The following is a 23,025-nucleotide window of genomic DNA, read 5'->3' as shown; positions in this document are numbered from 1 at the left end:
CAGTTCCTTGCACAGATGCGCAGCCCCGCCGCGATGACGGCGAGCGCGGAGGACGAGTGACCATGGCGCACGCTCCGGCAAAACGTCTACCGGCCGATGACGACGCGGCCCATCTCCTGATCGTTGACGACGACGCGCGTATCCGCGATCTCTTGCAACGCTTCCTTGGCGATAAGGGATATCGCATCTCTGTCGCTGCCGATGCCGCCGAGGCGCGGCGCAAGATGGTCGGTATCCGCTTCGATCTTCTTATCCTCGATGTGATGATGCCCGGCGAGAACGGGTTGTCGCTCACCCGCTCGCTCAACGAAAACAAATCCGTGCCGGTCATTCTGCTGACCGCCCGGTCGGAAGCGGATTCGCGCATTGCCGGCCTTGAAGCGGGGGCTGATGACTATCTCGCCAAGCCGTTTGATCCGCGCGAACTCGTACTGCGTATCAACAATATCCTGCGGCGCAACACCTCGCCCGATACGCCGAAGATCGAACAGATCATGTTCGGCCCCTACAGCTTCTCCATCCCGAAGAAGGAATTGCGACGCGGTCCGGAAACAATCCGGCTGACGGACCGCGAACAGGAGATCATGCTGCTATTTGCGCTGCGCGCCGGCGACACGATTCCCCGACACGAACTGGTCGAAGCGGAATCGGACGTGGGCGAGAGAACCATCGACGTGCAGATCAACCGTCTTCGTCGCAAGATCGAGGACGACCCTGCCAATCCTGTTTATCTGCAAACGGTGCGCGGCATCGGTTACCGCCTGAGCGTGGACTGACGAGCACCCAAGGAAGGGCGAACGCACGACCATGGCGAGCCTCGATTTTCTCGACACGTTCAAAAAGAGTCCCGTGGCAAAGGCCTGGCGCTCCTTCGGCAGATGGCTGCGCCACTGGCTGCCGACAGGTCTTTACACCCGCTCGCTGCTCATCATCATCCTGCCGATGATCCTGCTTCAGGCCGTTGTCGCGGCCGTTTTCATGGAGCGCCACTGGCAGCTGGTGACGGAACGCCTTTCGGCAGCGGTCACGCGCGATATCTCGGCAATCATCGCCTTGCTACAGACGGACCCGGAGGAGGACGATTATCAGCGCGTCATCCGCATCGCCCGCGAGAAGCTCGATCTCAGTGTCTATATCGAGCCCAAGACAGAGCTGCCCGCACCAAAGCCAGAGCCATTGTTTTCGATCCTCGACAGGATCCTTGCAGATCAGTTGCAACAGCAGATCGGCCGTCCGTTCTGGATCGACACCTATGGCAACGGCTCGCTTGTCGAAATCCGCGTGCAGTTGGAAAACAAGACACTCCGTGTCTTTACCAGCCGCAGCTCGGCCTATGCCTCCAACACGCATATCTTTCTGGTCTGGATGGTCGGCGCTTCGCTGGTGTTGATCGCTATTTCCATCCTTTTCCTGCGCGGCCAGATCAAGCCCATCGAGGCGCTGGCAAAGGCGGCCGAAAACTTCGGTAAGGGCCAGAAGATGAGCGGCTACTCCCCGCGCGGCGCAGACGAGGTGCGGCGCGCCGGCCTGGCCTTCATCCTCATGCGCGAGCGAATCGAGCGGCAGATGGAGCAGCGCACCGCCATGCTGAACGGCGTCAGCCACGACCTGCGCACCATCCTCACCCGCTTCAAGCTGCAACTGGCGCTCGCCGGCGACAATCCCGACCTCGAAGGGCTGGATAAGGATGTCGAGGACATGCAGTCCATGCTGGAGGCCTATCTGACCTTCGCCCGCACCGATGTCGAAGAGGATGTCGGCACGCTGGAACTTCCGGCACTTCTCGAAAAAATTGGCCATGATTTCGAACTGCACGGCAAGAAGTTCAGCTACGAGCTTTATAATATCGAGAGGATCATCGCCCGTCCGAACGCCCTGTCGCGTCTCGTTGCGAATCTGGCTGAAAATGCGCGGCGTTACGCCAACAATCTCCACGTCGATATCCGCAAGGCGCCACGTTCCATCATCATGACCTTTGACGACGATGGTCCCGGCATCCCTGAAATCTCACGCGAAGATGTGTTCAAGCCGTTCTTCCGGCTGGACGAGGCGCGCAACCTCAATGCTTCCGGAACGGGCCTTGGCCTCTCCATCGTGCGCGATATTGCCCGCAGCCACGGCGGCGATGTGACGCTGGATGACAGCCCGTTGGGCGGCTTGAGAGTTATCGTCAAAATTCCGGCGTGACGCCTCAACCGCGTATTCGCGTCAGCACATTTTCTCGCCGTTCGGCACCGGACGCTCAACCGCGGCCAGCACGATATCGCCGTTCGCATCTGCAAAACCAAGCGTGAGAACTTCGGACCGGAAAGGGCCGATCTGGCGCGGCGGAAAATTCACCACGCCCAGCACCTGCCGGCCGACCAGACTTTCCGGCGTATAATGCACCGTGATCTGCGCCGAGGATTTCTTGATGCCGATGTCGGGTCCGAAATCGATCTTTACCTTGATTGCCGGCTTGCGCGCTTCGGGAAAAGGTTCAGCTTCGACAATGGTGCCGACGCGGATATCGACCCTCTCGAAATCAGCATAGGAAATCTGCTCGCTCATGGCCTTTCCCTTCAGCCCGCCAGTTCTTCAGCGCGGGTTTTAGCAGCAGCGACGGCCCTGTCGAACAACGGCTGCATACCATCATCGGCCATCAGCACGGCAAGCGCGGCAGCCGTGGTGCCGCCGGGCGAGGTCACATTCTGGCGCAGGCGTGATGCCTCATCGGCGGATTGATGCAGGAGTTCGCCGGCACCGGCAACGGTTTCACGCGCGAGACGCATGGCAATGTCGGCCGGAAGCCCCGCCTTGCGACCGGCTTCCGCCATGCATTCCACCAAATAGAAGACATAAGCCGGTCCGCTTCCCGAAACCGCAGTCACCGCATCGATATCGCTTTCGGCGTCGACCCATTCGACAGGGCCGCTCACCTTCAGCAGCCCGTCCACGACGCTTTTCAGCTCGCCAGTAACGAGAGCGTTGGCATAAGCGCCGGTGACACCGCGGCCGACCATCGCCGGCGTGTTGGGCATCGCCCGGACCGCGGCAACCTCTCCGAAATGCGAGACAAAAGTCGCAATCGTCGTGCCGGCGGCAATGGAAACGAGGACAGTTTCCGGCCCCAGCAGGGGCTTTAGCGATGGCAGCACGGCATCCATCATCTGCGGCTTCACCGCCACGAAAAGAACGCCGGCCTTCACCCCATCGGGAACGGTTTCACTGTGTGACGCGCCGGCCTCCGCAATCGTCGTGCGCATGGCGTCGGAAGGGCGCGGATCAATGACGATGACCTTCGATCCCGGCACACCCTTCTTCAGCCAGCCGGACAGCATGGCGCCGCCCATATTGCCGGCGCCCACCAGAACGAGTGGCCCGGAAGCCTTGTATACCATTTTACGCTTCTCCCACGGTCTCGAACATGACCGCTTCGATTGCACTTTTAGCATCGAGTCCAGACCAGACGACGAACTGGAATGCTTGATAATATTGCTCGCAGGCCTCCAGCGCGCTCGAAAGCAGAACTTCCACCTGCTGGTTGTTCGGCTCGGCACCACCGGAGAGAAGCAGCGACTGGCGGAAGATCACGACGTCTTCCTGACGCCACAGGTCGAAATGACCCATCAGCACCTGACCGTTGACCTGCGACAGCAGGCAAATGACTTCGTTGACACGGTGGTCCGGCACCTTGATGTCGAAGGCGCAGGCAAGATGCAGCGCTTCGAAATCTTCCATCCATGCAAATGAAACGTGATAATCGGCCCAGTGGCCCGCCACAGTCATGGCGATCTCGTCCTCGCCCGAACGCTCGAACGACCAGTCATTCGAGGCAGCGACAATCTCGATCATATCGACGGGATTGGACTGACGCTCAATTTCAAATTCTATCAGACTCATGCGGCACCTTCTCAGCCGGTCAGAATGTCGTGTTTTGAACGCCGGGCACAAAACGCACATACCAACCGGGATAAACATTTGAGACGATTGCCCGACACCACCAGAATTACGCATTCACCCTGTCTGGAGCTTACCGGTCTTTTCGAATCATCATTTAAAATCAGTGTATAATGGCCGAGTCCCGCTGCCACCCCTCGCCCGCCATTTTTACCTTTTGAACAGTGGATATCTTCTTGCCCATCACCTCAGGCGAGAGTCTTAAGCGACTCTGCCGATTGCGTTTTTTGGAAGTGTCCACAGGCACAAAAAATTCGCGTCGAAAGGCAATTTTCGGCAACCGAAGGTCACGTTGCCGGGAGGGGCTTAAAAAACGAAAAGCCCCGGAATCGCCTGCGATCCGGGGCTTCTGAGGAAAAGCGGAAAAAATCAGTCTTTCGCGGCCGAGAGCCTTGCTTCGAGAGCCTCTATGCGGGCGCGCAGCGCGTCATTTTCATCCCGGGCCTGAATGGCCATCTCGCGAACCGCGTCGAATTCCTCGCGGCGGACGACATCCAGACTGTTCAGCCAGCGATCCGCCTGCGCGTGCAACGCCGCTTCCGCTTCCTTGCGCACACCCTGCGCGGCACCTGCCGCATCGGTCATCAGCTTGGCGAATTCATCCAGAAAACGATTGGTGCCTGTCGTGCTCATGGCGCTTGTCCTTCGTCGGTTCAGGGGCATCGTCTTGCCCGCTGTTGATAGCATTCAGGTAGGCACTCCACCGCCACCTTGCAAGCAAAATCGAAAATTCCCGAGAGCTTGCGCCGCCTGCGGCAGGTTAAGCCAAAGCTTAAAGAATCACCTTGACCGCCGCGACAGCAATCGCCATTTTCCATGGCGTCAGGGGGCCGGTGAGCATCATCGCCCGGCCCTTTGCGACAATGGATCGATCCATTGTCCGCCCAGCAACGATGACGGAATATATACGGATTGATAGCCGCTCCCACCTCTCTCGCCATCATGCCATTCCCGAATATCGATCCGATAGCGCTGTCCATCGGGCCTCTGGCGATACACTGGTACGGCATTGCCTATGTCGCGGGCATCATGCTCGGCTGGCTTTACGCGCGGCGCCTCGCCCGCACGGATCGACTGTGGCCGAACGACGTCTCGCCCATCTCGGCCCAGCATCTTGACGATTTCATTCTCTGGGCAGCCGGCGGCATCGTGCTCGGCGGGCGCATCGGTTACATCCTGTTTTACGATCTGGCGGCCGTTGCCGCTAATCCCATCCGGGCCATCGAAATCTGGAACGGCGGCATGTCGTTCCATGGCGGACTGATCGGCACGACGATCGCCATGATCCTTTTCGCCCGCAGAAGCGGCATCCCGGTCTGGAGCATGTTCGACATCGTCGCCGCCGTTGCGCCGATCGGTCTGCTGTTCGGCCGCATCGCCAATTTTATCAACGGCGAGCTGTGGGGCCGCATTGCCGACGTGCCGTGGGCCGTGGTGTTTCCGACGGGCGGGCCGTTTGCGCGCCATCCCAGCCAGCTTTATGAAGCCGGCCTCGAAGGGCTCGTTCTGGTCATTCTTCTGGCCATTGCCATCTATGCCTTCAAGTCGCTGAAAAAGCCGGGCACCGTCACGGGCATCTTCGTCTGCGGCTACGCGCTATCGCGCATCTTCGTGGAATTCTTCCGCGAACCGGATGCCCAGATCGGTTATCTCGCCGGCAACTGGCTGACGATGGGCATGGTGCTGTCCACGCCGATGTTCCTTTTGGGTCTCTGGGCGATCCTGCGGGCGCGCAGCGCCGCAAAAACTGCCTGATTGGTATGGCCAGCCATGACCACACCGCTCGCGCACCGCGTCAAATCCCTTATCCGGCTTAATGGTCCGCTCAGCGTCACGGATTACTTCTCGCTGTGTCTCGCCGATCCCGAACACGGTTATTACAAAAGCCGCGAACCCTTCGGCCGTTCGGGTGACTTCATAACCGCGCCCGAAGTCAGCCAGCTTTTCGGCGAAATGCTCGGCGTCTTCGTGGTCCACGCATGGCAGCGGCATGGCGCACCGGCGCAAGCACAGCTGGTGGAAATCGGACCCGGCCGTGGCACCATGATGTCGGACATGCTGCGGGTGATCCGCCGCATCGCGCCACCGCTTTATGAGACAATGCAGGTCCGTCTGGTCGAGACGAGCCCGCGCCTTACCGAGGCACAGAAAGAAACGTTGCGGGCACATGCGGATAAGCTGACGTGGCACGATAGTTTCGACGATGTGCCCGCCGGTTTTCTGCTGCTGGTGGCAAACGAGCTCTTCGACGCGATCCCGATCCGGCAATTCGTGAAGACCCCACAGGGGTTCCGCGAAAGGGTCGTCAGCCTAGATGCGAATGACGACCTCGTCTTTTCAACCGGCCTTGCAGGCATTGATCCCAGCCTGCTGCCGCCGCAGCCCGACCGGCAGCCCCTTGGCACCATATTCGAGATTTCTCCCGCCCGCGAAGCTGTGATGACCGCCATCTGCCAGCGCCTGTCTGCCCATGGCGGCACCGCGCTCGCCATCGATTACGGCCACCTCGTTGCCGGTTATGGCGATACGCTGCAGGCCATGCGTAACCACGCCTTCGATCCGCCGCTCGCCCATCCCGGCGAGGCGGACCTCACCAGCCACGTCGATTTCGAAAGCCTTGTGAAGACGGCGCAGGCGACTGGCGCGCACGTCAACGGAACATTGAGGCAGGGCGACTTCCTCTATGGCCTTGGCCTCAAGGAAAGGGCCGGCGCGCTCGCCGCCAAGGCGACACCGGACCAGACACTTGCGATTGCCGAAGCCGTGAACCGTCTTGCCGGCGAAGGGGCCGGCAAGATGGGGGAACTTTTCAAGGTCGTTGCCGTTTCAAGTCCCGCGATCCATCTCCTGCCGTTTCGTCCGGTGGATTGACAGCGCAACAGGCTCTGGGCCAACATCGTCGTGACACACGACGCAGGCACACTGCATCACACCGCCGCGCAACGCCGCGGCAACCGGAAACATCTCGCTCAACCCTATCTCACTGGTCAACAGCGATATTCTCCAAGGAATTCCCACCCAATGCCGAACGTTACGCTGCCGCTCCCGCTCCAGTCTCCGCTGCTCGCCGCGTCAGGTCAAAATCGCGTCCGCCATGGTTTTTTCACCCGTCAGGGCGGCGTGTCGGAGGGGCTTTATCGGGGCCTCAACGTCGGCCTCGGTTCCCACGACGAACCGGAAAGGGTCACGGAAAACCGCCGCCGTGTGACGGAATGGTTTGGCCTTCCCGCCGATCGTCTCGCAACCGTGCATCAGGTCCACTCGCCCGATGTCGTCATCATCGACGCCAATTATGATGGCAGCCGCCCGCAGGCGGACGCGATGGTCACGGCAACACCAGGCTTCGTGCTTGGCGTCCTGAGCGCCGATTGCGGTCCTATCCTGTTTGCGGATGCACAGGCGGGCGTGGTGGGCGCTGCCCATGCCGGCTGGAAGGGCGCCCTCTTTGGCGTGCTCGAAAACACCATCGAAGCGATGGTAAAGCTCGGCGCCAGCCGCGAGCGTGTCGCCGCCTCGCTTGGTCCGTCGATCAGCCAGGACAATTACGAAGTCGGGCCGGAATATGTGGCGCGGTTCGTGGATATCGATCCGGCCTATGCCTCTTATTTCGCCGGGACGGAAAAACAGGGACACGCGCTCTTCGATCTCAAGCAATTCACCGTCGACCGTCTGACCAAGGCAGGCGTGAAGGCGGAGAATCTCGGCCATTGCACCTATCCAGACGAAGAGCGGTTCTACTCCTACCGCCGCACCACCCACCGCGCCGAACCCGATTACGGACGGCAGATTTCTGCAATTGCAATTCTGGAGGACTAAGATGGCCCTGCACTTCGAGCTTTCGGAATTCGATGCCCGTCGCGAGCGGTTGCTCGCAAAAATGGCCGAGGAGAAGCTGGATGCCGTTCTCCTGTTTGCGCAGGAAAGCATGTACTGGCTGACCGGCTACGACACGTTCGGTTACTGCTTCTTCCAGACGCTGGTGGTGAAATCGGATGGCTCCATGACGCTGCTGACACGCTCGGCGGATCTGCGTCAGGCCCGCAACACCTCCATCATCGAAAACATCCTTTTATGGGTTGACCGGCCGAACGCCGACCCCACCCTCGATCTCAAGAACCTGCTGAGCGACCTCGACCTTCTGGGTGCCAAGATCGGCGTGGAATACGACACCCACGGCATGACCGGCCGGGTCGCCCGCCTGCTGGACAACCAGCTTGCCAGCTTCGGCCAGATGGTTGATGCATCCTATCTCGTCAGCACCCTCAGGCTCGTCAAAAGTCCCGCCGAAATCGCCTATGCCCGCAAGGCCGGCCAATTGGCCGATGAGGCTCTGGATGCTGCACTGCCGCTCATCAAGCCCGGCGCGGACGAAGCTGCCATTCTTGCGGCGATGCAGGGCGCGGTTCTGGCCGGCGGCGGGGACTATCCCGCCAACGAATTCATCATCGGCTCGGGCGCGGATGCGCTTCTTTGCCGCTACAAGGCAGGCCGTCGCGTCCTCGACAGCAAGGATCAGCTGACACTGGAATGGGCTGGCGTCAGCGCCCATTATCACGCCGCCATGATGCGTACGGTGGTGATCGGCGAACAGGATTTCCGCCAAAAGGAACTCTACAGCGCCTGCCTGCAAAACCTGACCGCGATCGAGGAGGTGCTGCGCCCCGGGCACACGTTCGGAGACGTCTTTGACGTGCATGCCCGCGTGATGGACGAGCGTGGCTTGACCCGCCACCGGCTGAACTCCTGCGGGTATTCGCTCGGCGCGCGTTTTTCGCCCTCCTGGATGGAGCACCAGATGTTTCACGCCGGCAATCCGCAGGAGATCACGCCCGACATGACACTCTTCGTGCATATGATCGTGATGGATTCCGATTCCGGCACGGCCATGACCCTCGGCCAGACCTATCTGACGACCGAAGGTGCTCCCGAACCCCTCTCGCGCCATAACCTCGATCTTCTCACAGCTTAAATCGCCACCGGGTTTGACAGACCGGGAAAACCGCCCTTACATTGCGCCACCTTGGGGACGAAGGAGCGGAACATGAGAGGTAAAATCGCATGAGCCGGACGGGAGCCACCTCCCTTTTCCCGGCCATCATTGTTCCAGCGCTGGTGCTGTTCCTGTCCGGCTGCAACACGACCGAGGCGCTGACGCCGCAGGTGGATGTTGGCCACAACGCCTCGCAATCGACGCCGGTGACGCAGGGCGATCTCGACCAGATGGCCGCCGCCGCCGACCGCGCACCCACCGGCGCGCCTGCTATCGGAAGTTCCGTACCCGCCTATGCGCCGCAGAACTCGTTGCAGGCGCAGGCACAGGCGATCTCAAACGGCAACCAGTACGGCGAGCCGCTCCGCGAGAGCCAGGCCGCTGCCCTGCCCGCTGCCCCTGCTCAACCAGCACAAAGCCAGGAAACGGCGTCGCTCGCGCCCGCCTCGCCGACAAACTCTATCCGCTTTCTGCCTATCATCGGCGCACCCGTGCAGGCCGTCACACCGCTGTCGCGCCAGCTCGGGGCTGAAGCGCGGGCGAAAGGGCTGACGATCCGCGCCTCCAATGACAATTCGGCCGAGAACATCCTGAAGGGATACTTCTCCGCCTTCGCCGATGGCGGCAAGGTCAATATCGTTTACGTCTGGGACGTTCTCGACGCCAATGGCGTGCGCCTCCACCGCCTTCAGGGGCAGGAAAGCATTGCGGCGAAAGGCAGCGACCCCTGGGCTGCAGTCACCGACAGGGTCATGCAGGATATCGCCGCCAAGACGCTCAGCGACTACACGTCGTGGAAGCAGACACAACGGGGATGAGGTAAAACACGGGAGAAGTCACAGAGATTTCAGGAAATTCATTGCGAAAGCGTGGAGTCCTCTTGCAATCGGAAGCAACAGCGCTATTAAGGCGCGCATGGCAACAAGGCGTATCCGGCAAGGCTTTTCGGCCGGATGTTCCTCCCCTTGAACGACGCTTGGTTACGGTGGATTGAGCCCCGTGGCGCAAGGCGATGGCATGGAAACAGGCGGCCGCAATGAAGGTTTTCGCAGGCAATTCGAACCGGCACCTTGCCGAAGCGATCTGCAAGTATCTTAATGTTCCTCTCGGAAATGCCACTGTAAAGCGGTTTGCTGACCAGGAAATATTCGTAGAAATCAGCGAGAACGTGCGCGGCGAGGACGTCTTTATCGTCCAGTCCACTTCCTTCCCGGCAAACGATCATCTGATGGAGCTTCTCATCATGATCGATGCCATGCGCCGGTCCTCGGCCAAACGAATTACGGCGGTGCTTCCCTATTTCGGTTACGCCCGCCAGGACCGCAAAGCAGGGCCCCGCACCCCGATTTCCGCCAAACTCGTTGCCAATCTCATTACCGAAGCCGGCGCCGACCGCGTCCTGACCCTCGATCTTCATGCCGGCCAGATCCAGGGCTTCTTCGATATCCCCACCGACAATCTCTTTGCAGCGCCGATTCTCGCCCGCGACGTGAAGGACCATTATGACACCAACAATGTCATGGTCGTTTCGCCTGACGTCGGCGGTGTGGTTCGGGCCCGCGCGCTCGCCAAGCGCCTCGACTGTCTTCTGGCCATCGTCGACAAGCGTCGTGACCGTCCCGGCGAATCCGAAGTCATGAACGTCATCGGCGACGTCTCGGGCAAAGATTGCATCCTCATCGACGATATCGTCGATTCCGGCGGCACTCTCTGCAACGCCGCGGAAGCGCTGCTGAAAAAGGGCGCGACCAGCGTTACCGCCTATATCACCCACGGCGTGCTCTCTGGCGGCGCGGTCGCGCGCGTCGCTTCCTCGAAGCTGCGCGAACTCGTCATCACCGACAGCATTCAGCCGACCACAGGCGTGCAATCCGCGCACAATATCCGCGTGGTCAGCACCGCCGGCCTGCTTGGCGAAGCGATCAACCGCACCGCACAGGAACAGTCGGTTTCCGGCCTGTTCGACTGACGAACGCGGCAGATACGCCCCTTACTTCACTCTGTGTAATCGCCCGGCTTTATTTGCTAGGCGCGGCCTTTTAGTGCACCGTGATTGTATGAAATCTCACCCTCACCTTGCCTGATGAAGCGGAAACGTCAACGTCTTCACGATGGCGCCGCGCCCGGATCCGGCGGCCGTTGCAAGCGAGAGGCTCTGGCCTTTATCTTCGGCCACCAGCGTAAGACACGCGCAACCACGGCATGGCGGCCATTGCGCCAGAGGCTCATTGCATCGGCAGAGACAGCATCACCGGTGAAAAGGTGACGGTGGCGGCTGATCGCCAGCGCTCGGTAAAGGAACAGGGTCGTCAGCGCCGAAAACAGGATGGACATCACCACGTCGCTGAGGAAATGCCCACCCGCCGTAATGCGCAATCCGGACATAAGGACGATCATGGCGGCGGCAAGGCCTCCCGCCACGAGTCGTCCGCGCCGTTCTAACCGCGGCCAGAGCAGCACGCAGAGCGGCAGAAAGAAACTGGCTATGAGCGCGGTTTCACCGGACGAAAAAGAGCAGTTCGAATAACATTGCGTACTGAACTGAAAGGGCGGCGTGAAAAGCTGATGTCCGCCAAACTCGGTCACGCTGAATGGGCGCGCACGGCCAATCATCGCCTTGAGAACACCGTTGACGAGGAGCCCGGCGCAAAGGATCACCGGCCCACACAGAAAGGCCCACACCCGCCAGCCGGTTCGCTGCAGGGCGGCGAGCCGCAGATTGCCGACCAGCATCACGAAGGCCAGAAACGCCGCAAGCTCGACACCTTCGCGCAACGTGTCGCGAATCCGGTCTGGTACGGGCTCCAGCCCGGGCCATGGCTGGCCTATCGGCGAAAAGAACAGGGCGGAAAAACGAAGATCAATGGAGGGAAAAGTTGCAAACAGAATGACAAGCGCCAGCGCGACGAGCGTCACCCAGATGGTAATGCGCATGTGGGCGAGATCATTGTCCATTGGCATTCCCCGGAATGCATTGTAGCGGAAGCCGCCAGAGGCCAATCTCCCGGCCTTCGACGAAGCCAGGCCCTGCGGTCCAGCGCGCAACCGGCGCCTCACCGCCAAAACATGCAGGCAGGCTGTCGGCGATTGCCAGATACAGCGGATTCTTCGCCTCGCCGGCTTTGAGAGGATAAAGAAGTGCATAGTGGCTGGAAGGGACGCCGGTCTCGGGCAAGGCGCGTGGCAGCACCTGTTTCTCCTCCCGCAGCTGGTAAAAAAGCTCGGCCAGTATCGAGCGATCGTTTGCGACGATGGCATCCGCCCCCGCCTCGCGCGCCCGCGACAGGCCAGTCGACACCAGCTCCGAGCGACCAAGATACCGCGCCATCGCCAGTTCACCGTTCGGCAGGCGCAATCCTGTTCCGGCGATGGTCATCAGCGGCAACGCAATCGCAACAATGCTACCGAGGACCAGGGTCGAACCGATAAGCCAACGCCGTGACGCCAGAACCGGCACCGCAAGCAGCACGCCGGCCGCATAGGCCCCGACCGCCCAGTTGGCGAGTGCGCGCGACATCAGGCCCTGCGCCGTAATGAGAAACACAATCGGCATCGAGAGAGCGACCAGCGCACGGGCTTCCGCCGTCTTGGCGCGGATCGTCGCGACGATCATGCCGACAAAAACGAAGGGGCCGACAACGCCTGCCTGCGAGAAGAAGAACTCCAGAGCCGAGCCGACCTTAAGCTGGAGGCCGTGCCAATTTGCATTGTCGGCCGTGTGGCGTGCGGTCATAAAATCATGTGCAGCGTTCCACCACAGATTAGGTGCGATGACGACAAGACAGACCAGTGCCGCAAGGGCCGCATCACGCAGCCGGATGCGCCAGGCGTCGCAAAGCCAGCCGGCTGCGATGAAGCAGGGAAGGAAATAGATCATCGCATATTTCGACATCAGTCCGAGGCCGAAACAGAGGCCAAGACCGATACTCCAGCCGAGACCCGACCTGCCCTGGCTGCGGGCAAGCGCAAGATTGCGCACCGCAATCATCGACAGCACGATGAACAGCATCATCGGCGTATCGGTCGAGATCAGGAGACTGCCGAGCGTTACGGCCGGCAGCGTCAGATAGATCATGGCAGCCAGCGAGGCCAGCCGGACATCATAGATCATACGGCCCAGCACAAGAATGGCCGCAGCCGCAATACCATGCACGACAGGGGCGGCCAACCGCACCTGGAACGTGCCCTCGCCGCCCCCCAATATCGTTGCGGCACGGATGAGCCAGCCGATCAGGGGCGGCTTTGAATAGGCGCCAAACGCCATCTCCCGGCCCCAGAGCCAATATTGCGCCTCATCCACGAAAAGATCCGTCCGATTGAAGGCCAGCGCTAAGACCCGCAGCGCCGTGACGACAACGATCGCCGTAACTGCAAATGTCAGCCAGCCGCGCTGTTCGCTCGCCTGCACATGGGGCAGAGCCACGCCATCATGCATGCTGGCGGCGTTCTGCATGGATCAACCAGAGATTTCTGAAATAGATGAGAAGGCCGGATGCCTGGCCGATGACGAAGACCGGGTCGCGCCGCCAGACGGCATAGGACAACAGCACCAGACCGCCAAGAACGGAAAAATACCAGAAGGCCACGGGCATGACCGAACGATTTGCCCGCTCAGAGGAGATCCACTGAAGCAGGAAGCGAGTGGTGAGCAGCATCTGGCCCATGAAGCCCGTGCAAACCCACAGAAATTCCTCCCAGCTGTTCACATGCAGCATGGACCATAAAGCCGGTACATTCACGGCGACGTCTCCGTTATGAAGGTTTCCGCCCAATTCGAGCGCTTTCGCCGACGCAGCAGCCACGCCACGCCGATGAGATCGTAAATGCCGACAAGCGCGCGGCCGATATTGGTATAGTGGGAGTTGCCATGCAGCCGCGGCCGATGCGTGACGTCGACATGGGCGACCTGCCAGCCATCGCGGCTGAAGAGTGCGGGGAAATAGCGGTGGTGATGATCGAAATAGGGCAAGGCGAGATAGGCGTCGCGCCGGAACGCCTTGAGGCCGCAGCCAGTATCGCGCGTGCCATCCTTCAGGATGCGGGCGCGCAGCTGATTTGCAAAGCGCGAGGACAGCCGCTTGGCAAGCGTATCCCGCCTGCCGACGCGTTGGCCGGCGACAAGGCCCAGCCGTTGCGGTGCGGTGGCTGAAAGAAGAGGCCCAAGAAGTGTTGGCAGATTGTCGGGCGGGTTCTGGCCGTCGCCATCGAGCATGCAGACGATCGGCGCTCGCGCTGCCTGAACACCACTGTGGATCGCCGCCGATTGGCCGCCCTGACGGTCATGCCGCACCAGCCGCAACATCGGGTAATCATCTGCGAGCGAAAGCACCGCTCCGACCGTGCCGTCGGAGGAAGCATCGTCCACGACCACGATTTCGAAATCGCCGACGGGCCTGCAGGCGGCAACGATCTCACCGACGAGCGTCTCGACACTCGCCTCTTCGTTGTGCATGGGCACGATCACGGCGAAATCCGGAATGGGTTTCACGCTGGCTCCGTCACATCCATCCGCATGGGCGCTGCAGACATTATTGCTGGTAGCGGGGAAAGGAGCGCGGAAAGCTTGCATGAATATGAACAGCCGTTGAACTTCTTCCGATATGCGCCTGTTCCATTGCAGTTTTATAACGAGGCCGGCTCGGTGGCAGCGCGCAATTTCCTCACGCGTAACGGGAAAATAATCGTACAATTCACCACGCTTTTAACGTGACCGTAAGCAATTCTTGCAACGGTATGGGCATGTTCTTTTGGGGGGAGGAAACAGGATGCCGGGTGTAAATCCGACTGCTGTCAAAACTAAATCATTGTCCATCAAGGCAAAATTTGCAGCGCTTGTAACGGGCGCAACGCTCGTTTCCTGCCTGTCCGTGGGACTGCTGTCCTATGAGATGGGCAAATCAGGACTTATCGACGCCAGCGAAATCAGGCTCGACACGGTTGCAGGAAACCAGTCCAAGCAACTCGACGCCTATACGCTGCGCGTCGAGCAGAGCATTTCCGAACTGTCGCAGAATGCCGCAATTGCGCAGGCGCTCGAAACGATGACGACTGTCGTGCCGACGGAAAAAGACGCCATCATCGAAGCGTTTCGCCGCGACGGTGTTTCGGAGGAAGAACGCGCCTCCTTCAATGGCGAGGGACTGCGACTGCTTTATGCCATTCGCCACGCGACCATCAACGCCGCCATTGCCAGCGTCTGGCGCAACACCCGCGTCAGCGACATCTACGTGATCGACAAGAATGGCCTCATCATTTACTCCGTGACCAAGGGAAAGAACTTCCTGACCAACGTGGCGGAACCGCAGAACGCGGCCCTCAAGGACCTTTTCCAGCGCATCGAAGCCGGTAAGGACGGTGTCATCAGTACCACTGGTTTCAGCGGCGGCGAGAATGATTCAGCCATGGTCGGCATGCCGCTCGCCGTCTCTAACTGGGGTCAGTTGCAGCGCAAGGGCGCCGTCGTCATGCGCATCTCGGCGGATCGTATCGGCGCCGTCGTCACGCCAGAGGAAACCGGAAAATCCATCGATGACGCGGTCCTTCTGAGCACTGAAGGCAAACGCCGCGCCGGTGTGCTGTCCGGCGGCCCGGACGCCGCCGTTTCCGAAAATCTCGCGGCGCTGGCGGGCGCAAACGACGCCGGAATGGTGCTGGCCAAGACGTCTGCCGGCAACATTTTCTATGCCTACCGCCCCGTCACCGTCTTTGGCCAGAAGCATCTTCTGGCGATCGGCCAACAGGAGAGCAAGGTTCTGGCAGCTGCCAATGATCTCGCTTTCTGGGCGACCGCCGCAACGCTGGCGGTGCTGGCGATCATGACGCTGATTGGCATTTTCGTGTCCGCCAGCCTCACCAAACCGTTGACCGGGCTTGCCGGATTGATGGAACGCCTCAACGGCGGCGAGAACAACATCGAGATCAAGGCCGTTTCCCGCGGCGATGAAATCGGCACCATGGCGCGCGCGCTGGAATCCTTCCGCCAGGGCATTCTCGACAAGCAGCGTATGGAAGAAGAAGCCCATCGCAAGGGCGAGGAACTCGACGAGGAACGCGCCCAGCGCGAAATGGAAAAGGCGCGAAGCGCCAAGGAACTGGAAGAAGCGGTCGATGCACTGGCGACCGGTCTTGCCAATCTTGCCGCCGGCAGGCTCGATCTTCGCATCGAGAAATCCTTCGTGCCGTCGCTCGATCACCTGCGCATCGACTTCAACAATTCCATGGCCGGACTGGAAGCGACGATCGCCAATATCGGCGAAAGCGCCAATGCCATCCGCTCCGGCTCCGGCGAATTGAAGAGCGCGTCGGAAGACCTGTCGCGGCGCACCGAACGTCAGGCCGCGGCCCTTGAAGAAGCGGCCGCCGCGCTCGCTGACATGACGCAGGCTGTCAACGTTTCGCTGTCGCGCTGCAATGTCGCCGTCGAGGCCACGGCGGGCACGATGCAGGACGCCCACAAGTCCACGGCAGTCGTTAAAGAAGCGATCGTCGCCATGGAGCGCATCGAGACCTCGTCGGCCAAAATCCGTCAGATCATCGACGTCATTGATCAGATTGCATTCCAGACCAACCTTTTGGCGCTGAATGCAGGCGTGGAAGCCGCCCGTGCCGGGGAAGCCGGAAAGGGCTTCGCGGTCGTGGCGCAGGAGGTTCGCGAACTGGCCCAGAAATCGGCAGCCGCCGCCCGTGACATCACGACGCTGATCGCCACCTCCGCCGGCGATGTGGAAAGCGGCGTGGCGCTGGTGTTGAAGACCGGTGAAAGCCTCGAGCAAATCCAGAAGCGCATCCAGTCGGTCAACGACCAGATCGGGGAAATCGCCACGGCATCGCGCGAACAATCCGGCCGCCTCAGCGAGATCAACGCCTCTGTCAACGAACTCGACCATGTCACGCAGCAGAATGCCGCGATGGTGGAAGAAACGACGGCATCGGCCTTCTCGCTGGCAAGTGAAGCTGACGGCCTCACCGAACAGGTTGCCCAATTCTCGGTTGGTCATACCCGCCCGCAGGACCAGCGTTACGCAGCATAAGCTGCAACAAAAGGCCGGAGGTGAAATCCTCCGGCCTTTTGCTTTGCCTTAATTCCGATCCGGGTTCCCAGGAGCAGAAGCCCCTGGGAACACGCCGGCGACCTGGCACCATACCCTCGCCGGCTTCCGGGGAGGACCTCAGAAGAAGCCGACCTTGTTCGGGCTGTAAGAGACGAGCAGGTTTTTGGTCTGCTGGTAATGATCGAGCATCATCTTGTGGGTCTCGCGACCGATGCCGGACTGCTTGTAACCACCAAACGCAGCACCCGCCGGATAGACGTGATAGCAATTGGTCCACACGCGACCCGCTTCGATGCCCCGCCCGGCGCGGTAAGCGATATTAGTGTCACGGCTCCAGACACCTGCGCCGAGACCGTAAACCGTGTCATTCGCGATTTCGAGCGCTTCTTCCACCGTCTTGAAGGTGGTGACGGAAACGACAGGACCGAAGATTTCCTCCTGGAAAATCCGCATCTTGTTGTTGCCTTCAAAAACGGTTGGCTGAATATAATAACCGTCCTTCAGGTCGCCCGACAGCGTCTTGCGATCACCGCCGGTCAAAACCTTGGCGCCTTCCTTCTTGCCGATCTCCAGATAGCTCATGATCTTGTCGAACTGTTCCTGCGAGGCCTGTGCGCCCAGCATCGTCGACGGGTTGAGCGGATCGTCCTGGCTGATGGCCTGCACGCGCTTGATCGCCTTTTCCATGAACCGGTCATAGATCGATTCATGCACCAGCGCGCGGGATGGGCAGGTGCAGACCTCCCCCTGGTTCAGCGCGAAGAAGGCAAAACCTTCGAGCGCCTTGTCGAGGAAGGCATCGTCCTCATTCATCACATCGGCAAAGAAGATGTTCGGCGATTTGCCGCCCAGCTCCAGCGTGATGTTGGTCACGTTATCGGCCGCATACCGCATGATTTCCTTGCCGACCGAGGTAGAGCCGGTAAAGGCGATCTTGGCGATGCGGTTGCTCTGGGCCAGCGGTTTGCCAGCTTCAAGGCCGGTGCCGTTGACGATGTTGAGGACGCCCGGCGGCAGCAGATCTTCGATCAACTCCGTCACGATGAGAATGGAGGCCGGTGTCTGCTCGGCCGGCTTCAGCACGACGCAATTGCCGGCAGCAAGCGCCGGCGCAAGTTTCCACGCGGCCATCAGGATCGGGAAGTTCCACGGGATGATCTGGCCGACGACACCGAGTGGTTCATGGAAGTGATAGGCGACGGTATCGTTATCGATTTCGCCGATCGTGCCTTCCTGGGCGCGGATGCAGCCCGCGAAATAGCGGAAGTGATCGATCGCGAGCGGAATATCCGCATTGGTGGTTTCACGTAGCGGCTTGCCATTATCCCAGGTTTCAGCCCGGGCGATGAGGTCGAGATTGTCTTCGATCCGCTGGGCGATCTTGAGCAGGATGTTGGAACGCTCGGTTATGCTGGTCTTGCCCCATTTGTCGCGGGCCTTATGGGCCGCGTCCAGCGCGAATTCGATGTCGGCGGCATCCGAACGCGGCACTTCGCAAATCTTGTGGCCGGTCACCGGCGATAGGTTATCCATGTAGCGGCCGGATTTCGGCTCCACCCATTTGCCGCCGATGTAATTGCCGTATTTCAGCTTGAAGGGCGCTTCGCCCGCTTTCTGCTGAACCTGAATATTCATGATTTCATCCTCCCTGATGAAAACGATCCTGAGCGGACCGCATGGGAGAAAGGTGAGCCTAGATGATACGGTTCGGTAGAGGGGCGGCGCGGTTCCGCAGCGCACATTGTCTCACATCTGCGACAGAGCCGCCGTTCTTTGGCACATTCGGCCAGAGAACGGGGTCTGCAAAACTCAGTGGACGTCGAACTTCTTCATTTTGCGGTGAAGTGTCGCGCGGCTGATGCCGAGCAGCGAGGCAGCCTGCGTGACATTGCCGTTGGTGCGCGACAACACGCGGCGAAGCGCCGAGCGTTCCGCTTCCGCAAGGTCGGAACCGCTGTCATGGCGCTGTTCTTGCAGAATATCCGCAGCCGGCACACCCTGCGCGATCCTGATATCATCGAGCTTCAGCGCGAGGCGTGCGGCGCGGGTTGCGCCGAGCACGAGATCGTCCTGATCCACGGCAAGCAGCGAAAGCGCCGTTCCGAAGCCGCTCGGCACGACCACGATACGTGCACCCGGAAAAGCACGGCGGAAGAGATTGCCTTCGATGCGTTGCGCCGCATCCTTCACCGCCTGCGTAACGAAGGAGAAGGTCATCTCGTTGATGTCGTCGCGGCAGGTGGAAATATCAAGCGCGCCCGTCACCCGGCCGGTATGGTCGCGAATGGGCGCGGTGGTGCAGCAGAGTTCGGTATTTGAGGTGAAGAAATGCTGGTCGCGATAGACCACAACCGAGCGCTCGTCGACGAGGGCCGTGCCGATACCGTTGGTGCCGACACTTTCCTCGCTCCACACGGCTCCCGACCAGAGGCCGAGCGAACGGAAATCGCGATCGTCTCCCGCGGCCCCACGCCGCTCCAGCGCGACGCCCTGCGCGTCCGTCAAAAGCAGGCAGCAGCCGGATTTGCCGACACTATGGAAAATCCGGTCCAGCTCATCGGTACTTTCGGCAATCAGGCCGGCAGCGCTTTCACGGGCACGGCGAAATTCCGCCTCGCTCAAAAAAATCGGCTTGCGGTTTTCCTCTGGCGCGAGCCGGTGCTTGACCATGCAACGCCGCCACGAGGCGACAATCGGAGAACTTGCGGCGGCGGAACGATGGCGTGCGGTTTCATACACGCGTTCCGCATGGGCGATGTCTGTCGGCATGCGCTCCTCCCAAAGCTTTTGTGCGATGGTGCGCTGGAAGCGCCGACGTTTCAACTAAAAACTTTGCGGCCGGTGCGCGGCACCTGAGCGGGCGCGAAAGGGATTATCGTGCAGCCTTCAGATATCGCCGGTCAGAGGCAGCTTCGGTTTCGTCCTCGGCGGACAGGAAAGTATCGTCCACGAGATTGGCGATGGAGGTGAGCGGACCGGGCTTGCCGAAGAAGAATCCCTGCACCTGCAGGCAACCCTCCCGCCGGAGAAACTCAACGTGAGCCATCGTCTCCACCCCTTCCGCCAGCACCGGAATATTGAGGCTATGCGCCAGAATGAGCGTCGAGCGAACGATCGCTTCGGACTGCGCATTGGTCGAGAGACCATCAATGAAGGCGCGGTCGATCTTGATCTTGTCGAACGGGAAGCTTTGCAGGGTCGAAAGTGAGGAGTAACCCGTGCCATAGTCATCCATGGCGATCTTGACACCGAGCGACTTGAGCTTGCGAATGGTAACAAGGGCATGGCGATGGTCGGCAATGATGCTGCCTTCCGTAATTTCGAGCTCCAGCCGTTCCGGCGCAAGCCCGGTCTCGGCAAGGATTTTCTCGACCTTGTCGGGGAACTCATTATCCGCAAGCTGCTGCGGCGCCACGTTAACGGCGATGGTGAGCGATTTTTTCCACCGCGCAGCCTGCGCGCAGGCTTCTCTGAGAACCCACTCGCCCAACTCAACGATGAAGCCGGTCTGTTCGGCAATGGGAATGAACTCGACCGGCGAAATCATGCCGCGTTCCGGATGCTTCCAGCGCAGGAGCGCCTCAAAACCGACGATGCTGCCACTCCTGGTATCGTTCTGCTGCTGGTAATAAAGCTCGAATTCGTTATTGGCGAGACCGCTGCGCATGGCGACGGCTAGCGCATTCCGCTCCCGCGCAGCCTCGTCCATGGATTTGTCATAGAAGCAGATCGTGTCCGAGATGCCGCTTTTTGCCCGGTACATGGCAACATCGGCCTGCGCCATCAGCGTGTCGGCATCGATGGAGCTGGAATTGCGCACCGATATGCCCACACTTGCGCCAACCGAAAATGTCTGGCCGTTCCACTCCACGTGTCTGCTGATCTGCTCGATCAGCCGTTGCGCGAATTCTGCACCGTCTGCTCTGACATAATAGGAATGCGTCATCGCCACGAATTCATCGCCGCCCATGCGCGCCAGGAATTCGCCATCCTTCAACACGGAACTCGCCCGGTCGGCGATGGCGCGCAGCACGGCGTCACCGGCCGCATGACCATGCACGTCGTTGATTTCCTTGAAGCGGTTGAGATCGATGGACAGAAGCGCCGTATGCGCGCCGAGCGAGATATGGCGGGTGCGGCGGTTGAGATGTTCGATGAAGGCCGCACGATTTGGGATGCCGGTCAGCGGATCGTGCAGGGAGAGGTGGCGATAGCGCGCAACCGCCTGCTGGGTGGACTGGGCATCGATCACATAGGTCGAGAGTCCGAGCGCCAGAAGCAGCAGCGTCACTGCAATGGCACCGCCGCCCATGATGGCCGGCGGCAGCAGATTTTCCGGAATGACGACGCGCGGGTCAAAGGCGAAGGACATGGAAGCCATGCCTGTATAGTGCATCGAGGCAATGGCCAGGATGAGAAATGTCACTCCGCCATATTGGCAGAAGCGGTTGAGTGGCCGGGCAATGCGATTGACCGCGAGCGCGCCGAGCACCGCCCCCAGCACCAGCGAGGCGATGACGTAGGCCCGATCCCAGAAGATCATGCCCTGCACATTATAGGCCGCCATGCCGGTATAATGCATGGCCGCGATGCCGAGGCCAAGAACAACACCACCGGCCTCCACCATCACGCTACGCCCGCCATAGGCGGAAATGCCGAAACCCGCTGTTGTCGTGGAGATGGCAATCAGAAGCGAAAGACCTGTGAGATAAGGATCGTAGCCCACCTCGCCCGCCGCGACATAGCCCAGCATCGCCACGAAATGGGTGGTCCATATCGCCGCACCGCCATTGACGCCCGCCAGAAACAGCCAGTTGACCTTCTGCACCCCCGTCGCCAGGCGCGCTCTCGAAAAAAGCCGCATCGAAACGAAGCTTCCGAGCATGCAGACAACCACCGCTGCAACGGTGTATCTGTAGTCGTGATCGACGGTAAGGCACTGGAGAACTTTGAGCATTGTCATCTACGCGATTGGAGTTGCGCATAGCCTTATCAGTTGCCAAGTTTTCACCCGGTTTATGTGCATGGATAAGCACATATTAAAAGTTGCAACAAGCGAGTGAATTAGATCATTCTAATAAAATTACAAAGCGGCAGCAGCCAAAACCCGGCCACTCTTGTCTTTGTCTGCCGTTTGTATTATAGCGCCCGCACCCGTGTAGACACCCTTGGAGGCAACGCGGGTGGGATGGTGCCTTGCGCCTCCCCAGTTCAGCGCCCGCGGGCATGAACTCTCCATATAACCTCGAAAGGAATTGCCATGAGCAAAGAATCGTATGAGCTCAAGGCCGAGGCGCGCGAACGAGTTGGTAAGGGGTCCTCTCGTGAACTTCGCCGCAACGGTTTGATTCCCGCTGTCATCTATGGTGACAAGCAGGCCCCCATTTCCATCGCGCTCTCGACCAACGAAGTCACCAAGCGTATCCACGCTGGCGGTTTCATGACGACTGTTGCGACGATCGACGTCGACGGCAAGAAGATCAAGGTTCTCCCGAAGGATTACCAGCTTGATCCGGTCCGCGACTTCACCATGCATGTCGACTTCCTGCGCGTCTCGGGCAACACGCTCGTCAACGTCGAAATTCCGGTTCACTTCGAAAACGAAGAAAAGTCGGACATCAAGATCGGCGGCGTTCTGAACATCGTTCGCCACACGGTGGAATTCCACTGCCCGGCCAACGACATTCCGGAAGCCATCACGGTTGACCTCTCCGGCCTGAAGATCGGCGACAGCGTTCACATCTCGAACGTCAAGCTGCCGAAGAACATCACGCCTGTTATCGCTGACCGTGACTTCACGATCGCAACGATCGTTGCTCCGGCAGCTGGCGTTGAAGAAGAAGCCGCAGCTGAAGAAGCTTCCGAGGAATAATCAGCGGCCGCAAGGCTTGCAGATTATAAGATTAGGCCCGTTCCGGTTTCGGAACGGGCCTTTTAGTTTTTATGAACTTTAATTCCAGAAAGCTTGCCACCCAGCCATGATGGGCAGGCCGTTTCAGCGTCGATTAACACTTCCGTGAAACGATACCCTTGCGCTGCCGTGGA

21 protein-coding genes are annotated in these 23,025 nt (G+C 60.1%); 10 read left to right on the top strand and 11 right to left on the bottom strand.

Translation table 11 applies throughout. From position 1 onward, the window contains the following. Positions 1–62 precede the first annotated feature (62 nt). Together ACUTJJ_RS09020 and ACUTJJ_RS09015 are read left to right on the top strand one after the other, a co-directional pair. Complete coding sequence (locus tag ACUTJJ_RS09020; protein ID WP_404496098.1) at positions 63–776, top strand: response regulator; 714 nt, start codon at positions 63–65, stop codon at positions 774–776. Between the two features lie 31 nt (positions 777–807). After that, the gene (locus tag ACUTJJ_RS09015) at positions 808–2,187 is read left to right on the top strand and encodes an ATP-binding protein (protein ID WP_445541920.1); all 1,380 of its coding nucleotides are present in this window, start codon (positions 808–810) and stop codon (positions 2,185–2,187) included. A gap of 21 nt (positions 2,188–2,208) precedes the next feature. Here ACUTJJ_RS09015 and ACUTJJ_RS09010 read toward each other — a convergent pair whose 3' ends face one another. The 4 genes from ACUTJJ_RS09010 to ACUTJJ_RS08995 form a co-directional block, all read right to left on the bottom strand. Then, positions 2,209–2,550, bottom strand: a complete 342-nt coding sequence (locus ACUTJJ_RS09010; protein ID WP_404496100.1) for a tRNA-binding protein — start codon at positions 2,548–2,550, stop codon at positions 2,209–2,211. A gap of 11 nt (positions 2,551–2,561) precedes the next feature. Further along, entirely contained in the window at positions 2,562–3,380 is an 819-nt protein-coding gene (gene proC / locus ACUTJJ_RS09005) for a pyrroline-5-carboxylate reductase (RefSeq protein WP_144577257.1), read from the bottom strand. Position 3,381: 1 nt separating this feature from the next. Continuing rightward, positions 3,382–3,882 (bottom strand): type III secretion system chaperone family protein, encoded by a 501-nt coding sequence (locus ACUTJJ_RS09000; protein WP_004442934.1) that lies wholly within the window; start codon positions 3,880–3,882, stop codon positions 3,382–3,384. 426 nt (positions 3,883–4,308) lie between these two features. Next, positions 4,309–4,572: an accessory factor UbiK family protein gene (locus ACUTJJ_RS08995; RefSeq protein WP_445541919.1), complete on the bottom strand. Its 264-nt coding sequence runs from the start codon at positions 4,570–4,572 to the stop codon at positions 4,309–4,311. A gap of 309 nt (positions 4,573–4,881) precedes the next feature. Between ACUTJJ_RS08995 and lgt the strand changes: the two genes are divergently transcribed. The 6 genes from lgt to ACUTJJ_RS08965 all read left to right on the top strand — a co-directional run bounded on the left by lgt (position 4,882) and on the right by ACUTJJ_RS08965 (position 10,898). Further along, a complete protein-coding gene (gene lgt / locus ACUTJJ_RS08990; protein ID WP_209089724.1) occupies positions 4,882–5,694 on the top strand; it encodes a prolipoprotein diacylglyceryl transferase in 813 nt (270 codons plus the stop codon). 15 nt (positions 5,695–5,709) lie between these two features. Beyond that, a complete protein-coding gene (locus ACUTJJ_RS08985; RefSeq protein WP_445541918.1) occupies positions 5,710–6,810 on the top strand; it encodes a class I SAM-dependent methyltransferase in 1,101 nt (366 codons plus the stop codon). 150 nt (positions 6,811–6,960) lie between these two features. Beyond that, a complete protein-coding gene (gene pgeF, locus ACUTJJ_RS08980; RefSeq protein ID WP_296068823.1) occupies positions 6,961–7,755 on the top strand; it encodes a peptidoglycan editing factor PgeF in 795 nt (264 codons plus the stop codon). A gap of 1 nt (position 7,756) precedes the next feature. Next, the gene (locus ACUTJJ_RS08975) at positions 7,757–8,908 is read left to right on the top strand and encodes a M24 family metallopeptidase (protein ID WP_445541917.1); all 1,152 of its coding nucleotides are present in this window, start codon (positions 7,757–7,759) and stop codon (positions 8,906–8,908) included. Between the two features lie 89 nt (positions 8,909–8,997). Continuing rightward, entirely contained in the window at positions 8,998–9,747 is a 750-nt protein-coding gene (locus ACUTJJ_RS08970; RefSeq protein WP_445541916.1) for a hypothetical protein, read from the top strand. Positions 9,748–9,965: 218 nt separating this feature from the next. Next, complete coding sequence (locus ACUTJJ_RS08965; protein WP_003522877.1) at positions 9,966–10,898, top strand: ribose-phosphate pyrophosphokinase; 933 nt, start codon at positions 9,966–9,968, stop codon at positions 10,896–10,898. 137 nt (positions 10,899–11,035) lie between these two features. Here ACUTJJ_RS08965 and ACUTJJ_RS08960 read toward each other — a convergent pair whose 3' ends face one another. From ACUTJJ_RS08960 to ACUTJJ_RS08945, 4 genes are read right to left on the bottom strand one after another with little or no spacing between them, the layout of a single operon-like run. Next, positions 11,036–11,884: a phosphatase PAP2 family protein gene (locus ACUTJJ_RS08960; protein ID WP_445541915.1), complete on the bottom strand. Its 849-nt coding sequence runs from the start codon at positions 11,882–11,884 to the stop codon at positions 11,036–11,038. Further along, positions 11,874–13,382, bottom strand: coding sequence for an ArnT family glycosyltransferase (locus ACUTJJ_RS08955; protein ID WP_445541914.1), 1,509 nt, complete (start codon positions 13,380–13,382; stop codon positions 11,874–11,876). The genes ACUTJJ_RS08960 and ACUTJJ_RS08955 overlap by 11 nt, the downstream gene beginning before the upstream one ends. Further along, positions 13,357–13,644, bottom strand: a complete 288-nt coding sequence (locus tag ACUTJJ_RS08950; protein ID WP_445541922.1) for a lipid-A-disaccharide synthase N-terminal domain-containing protein — start codon at positions 13,642–13,644, stop codon at positions 13,357–13,359. Before ACUTJJ_RS08950 ends, ACUTJJ_RS08955 begins: the two co-directional genes overlap by 26 nt. Before the next feature lie 20 nt (positions 13,645–13,664). Next, positions 13,665–14,504, bottom strand: a complete 840-nt coding sequence (locus ACUTJJ_RS08945; protein WP_445541921.1) for a glycosyltransferase family 2 protein — start codon at positions 14,502–14,504, stop codon at positions 13,665–13,667. 190 nt (positions 14,505–14,694) lie between these two features. On the opposite strand from ACUTJJ_RS08945, the gene ACUTJJ_RS08940 reads away from it, so the two are divergent. Continuing rightward, positions 14,695–16,959, top strand: coding sequence for a methyl-accepting chemotaxis protein (locus ACUTJJ_RS08940; RefSeq protein WP_445541913.1), 2,265 nt, complete (start codon positions 14,695–14,697; stop codon positions 16,957–16,959). 138 nt (positions 16,960–17,097) lie between these two features. Here ACUTJJ_RS08940 and adh read toward each other — a convergent pair whose 3' ends face one another. The 3 genes from adh to ACUTJJ_RS08925 form a co-directional block, all read right to left on the bottom strand. Continuing rightward, entirely contained in the window at positions 17,098–18,615 is a 1,518-nt protein-coding gene (gene adh, locus ACUTJJ_RS08935; RefSeq protein WP_445541912.1) for an aldehyde dehydrogenase, read from the bottom strand. 174 nt (positions 18,616–18,789) lie between these two features. Then, positions 18,790–19,749 (bottom strand): helix-turn-helix domain-containing protein, encoded by a 960-nt coding sequence (locus ACUTJJ_RS08930; protein WP_063950676.1) that lies wholly within the window; start codon positions 19,747–19,749, stop codon positions 18,790–18,792. A 103-nt stretch (positions 19,750–19,852) separates the two neighbouring features. Further along, positions 19,853–21,937 carry a putative bifunctional diguanylate cyclase/phosphodiesterase gene (locus ACUTJJ_RS08925; protein WP_445541911.1) on the bottom strand — a complete coding sequence of 695 codons (2,085 nt, stop codon included), beginning with the start codon at positions 21,935–21,937 and terminating at the stop codon, positions 19,853–19,855. A gap of 303 nt (positions 21,938–22,240) precedes the next feature. On the opposite strand from ACUTJJ_RS08925, the gene ACUTJJ_RS08920 reads away from it, so the two are divergent. Next, positions 22,241–22,852: a 50S ribosomal protein L25/general stress protein Ctc gene (locus ACUTJJ_RS08920; protein WP_063950678.1), complete on the top strand. Its 612-nt coding sequence runs from the start codon at positions 22,241–22,243 to the stop codon at positions 22,850–22,852. Positions 22,853–23,025: the final 173 nt, after the last annotated feature.

It is taken from the genome of Agrobacterium sp. DKPNP3 (genome assembly GCF_052686535.1).
Note: the sequence above shows the minus strand (reverse complement) of the source record. Positions and strands in the feature narration are given on the sequence as shown.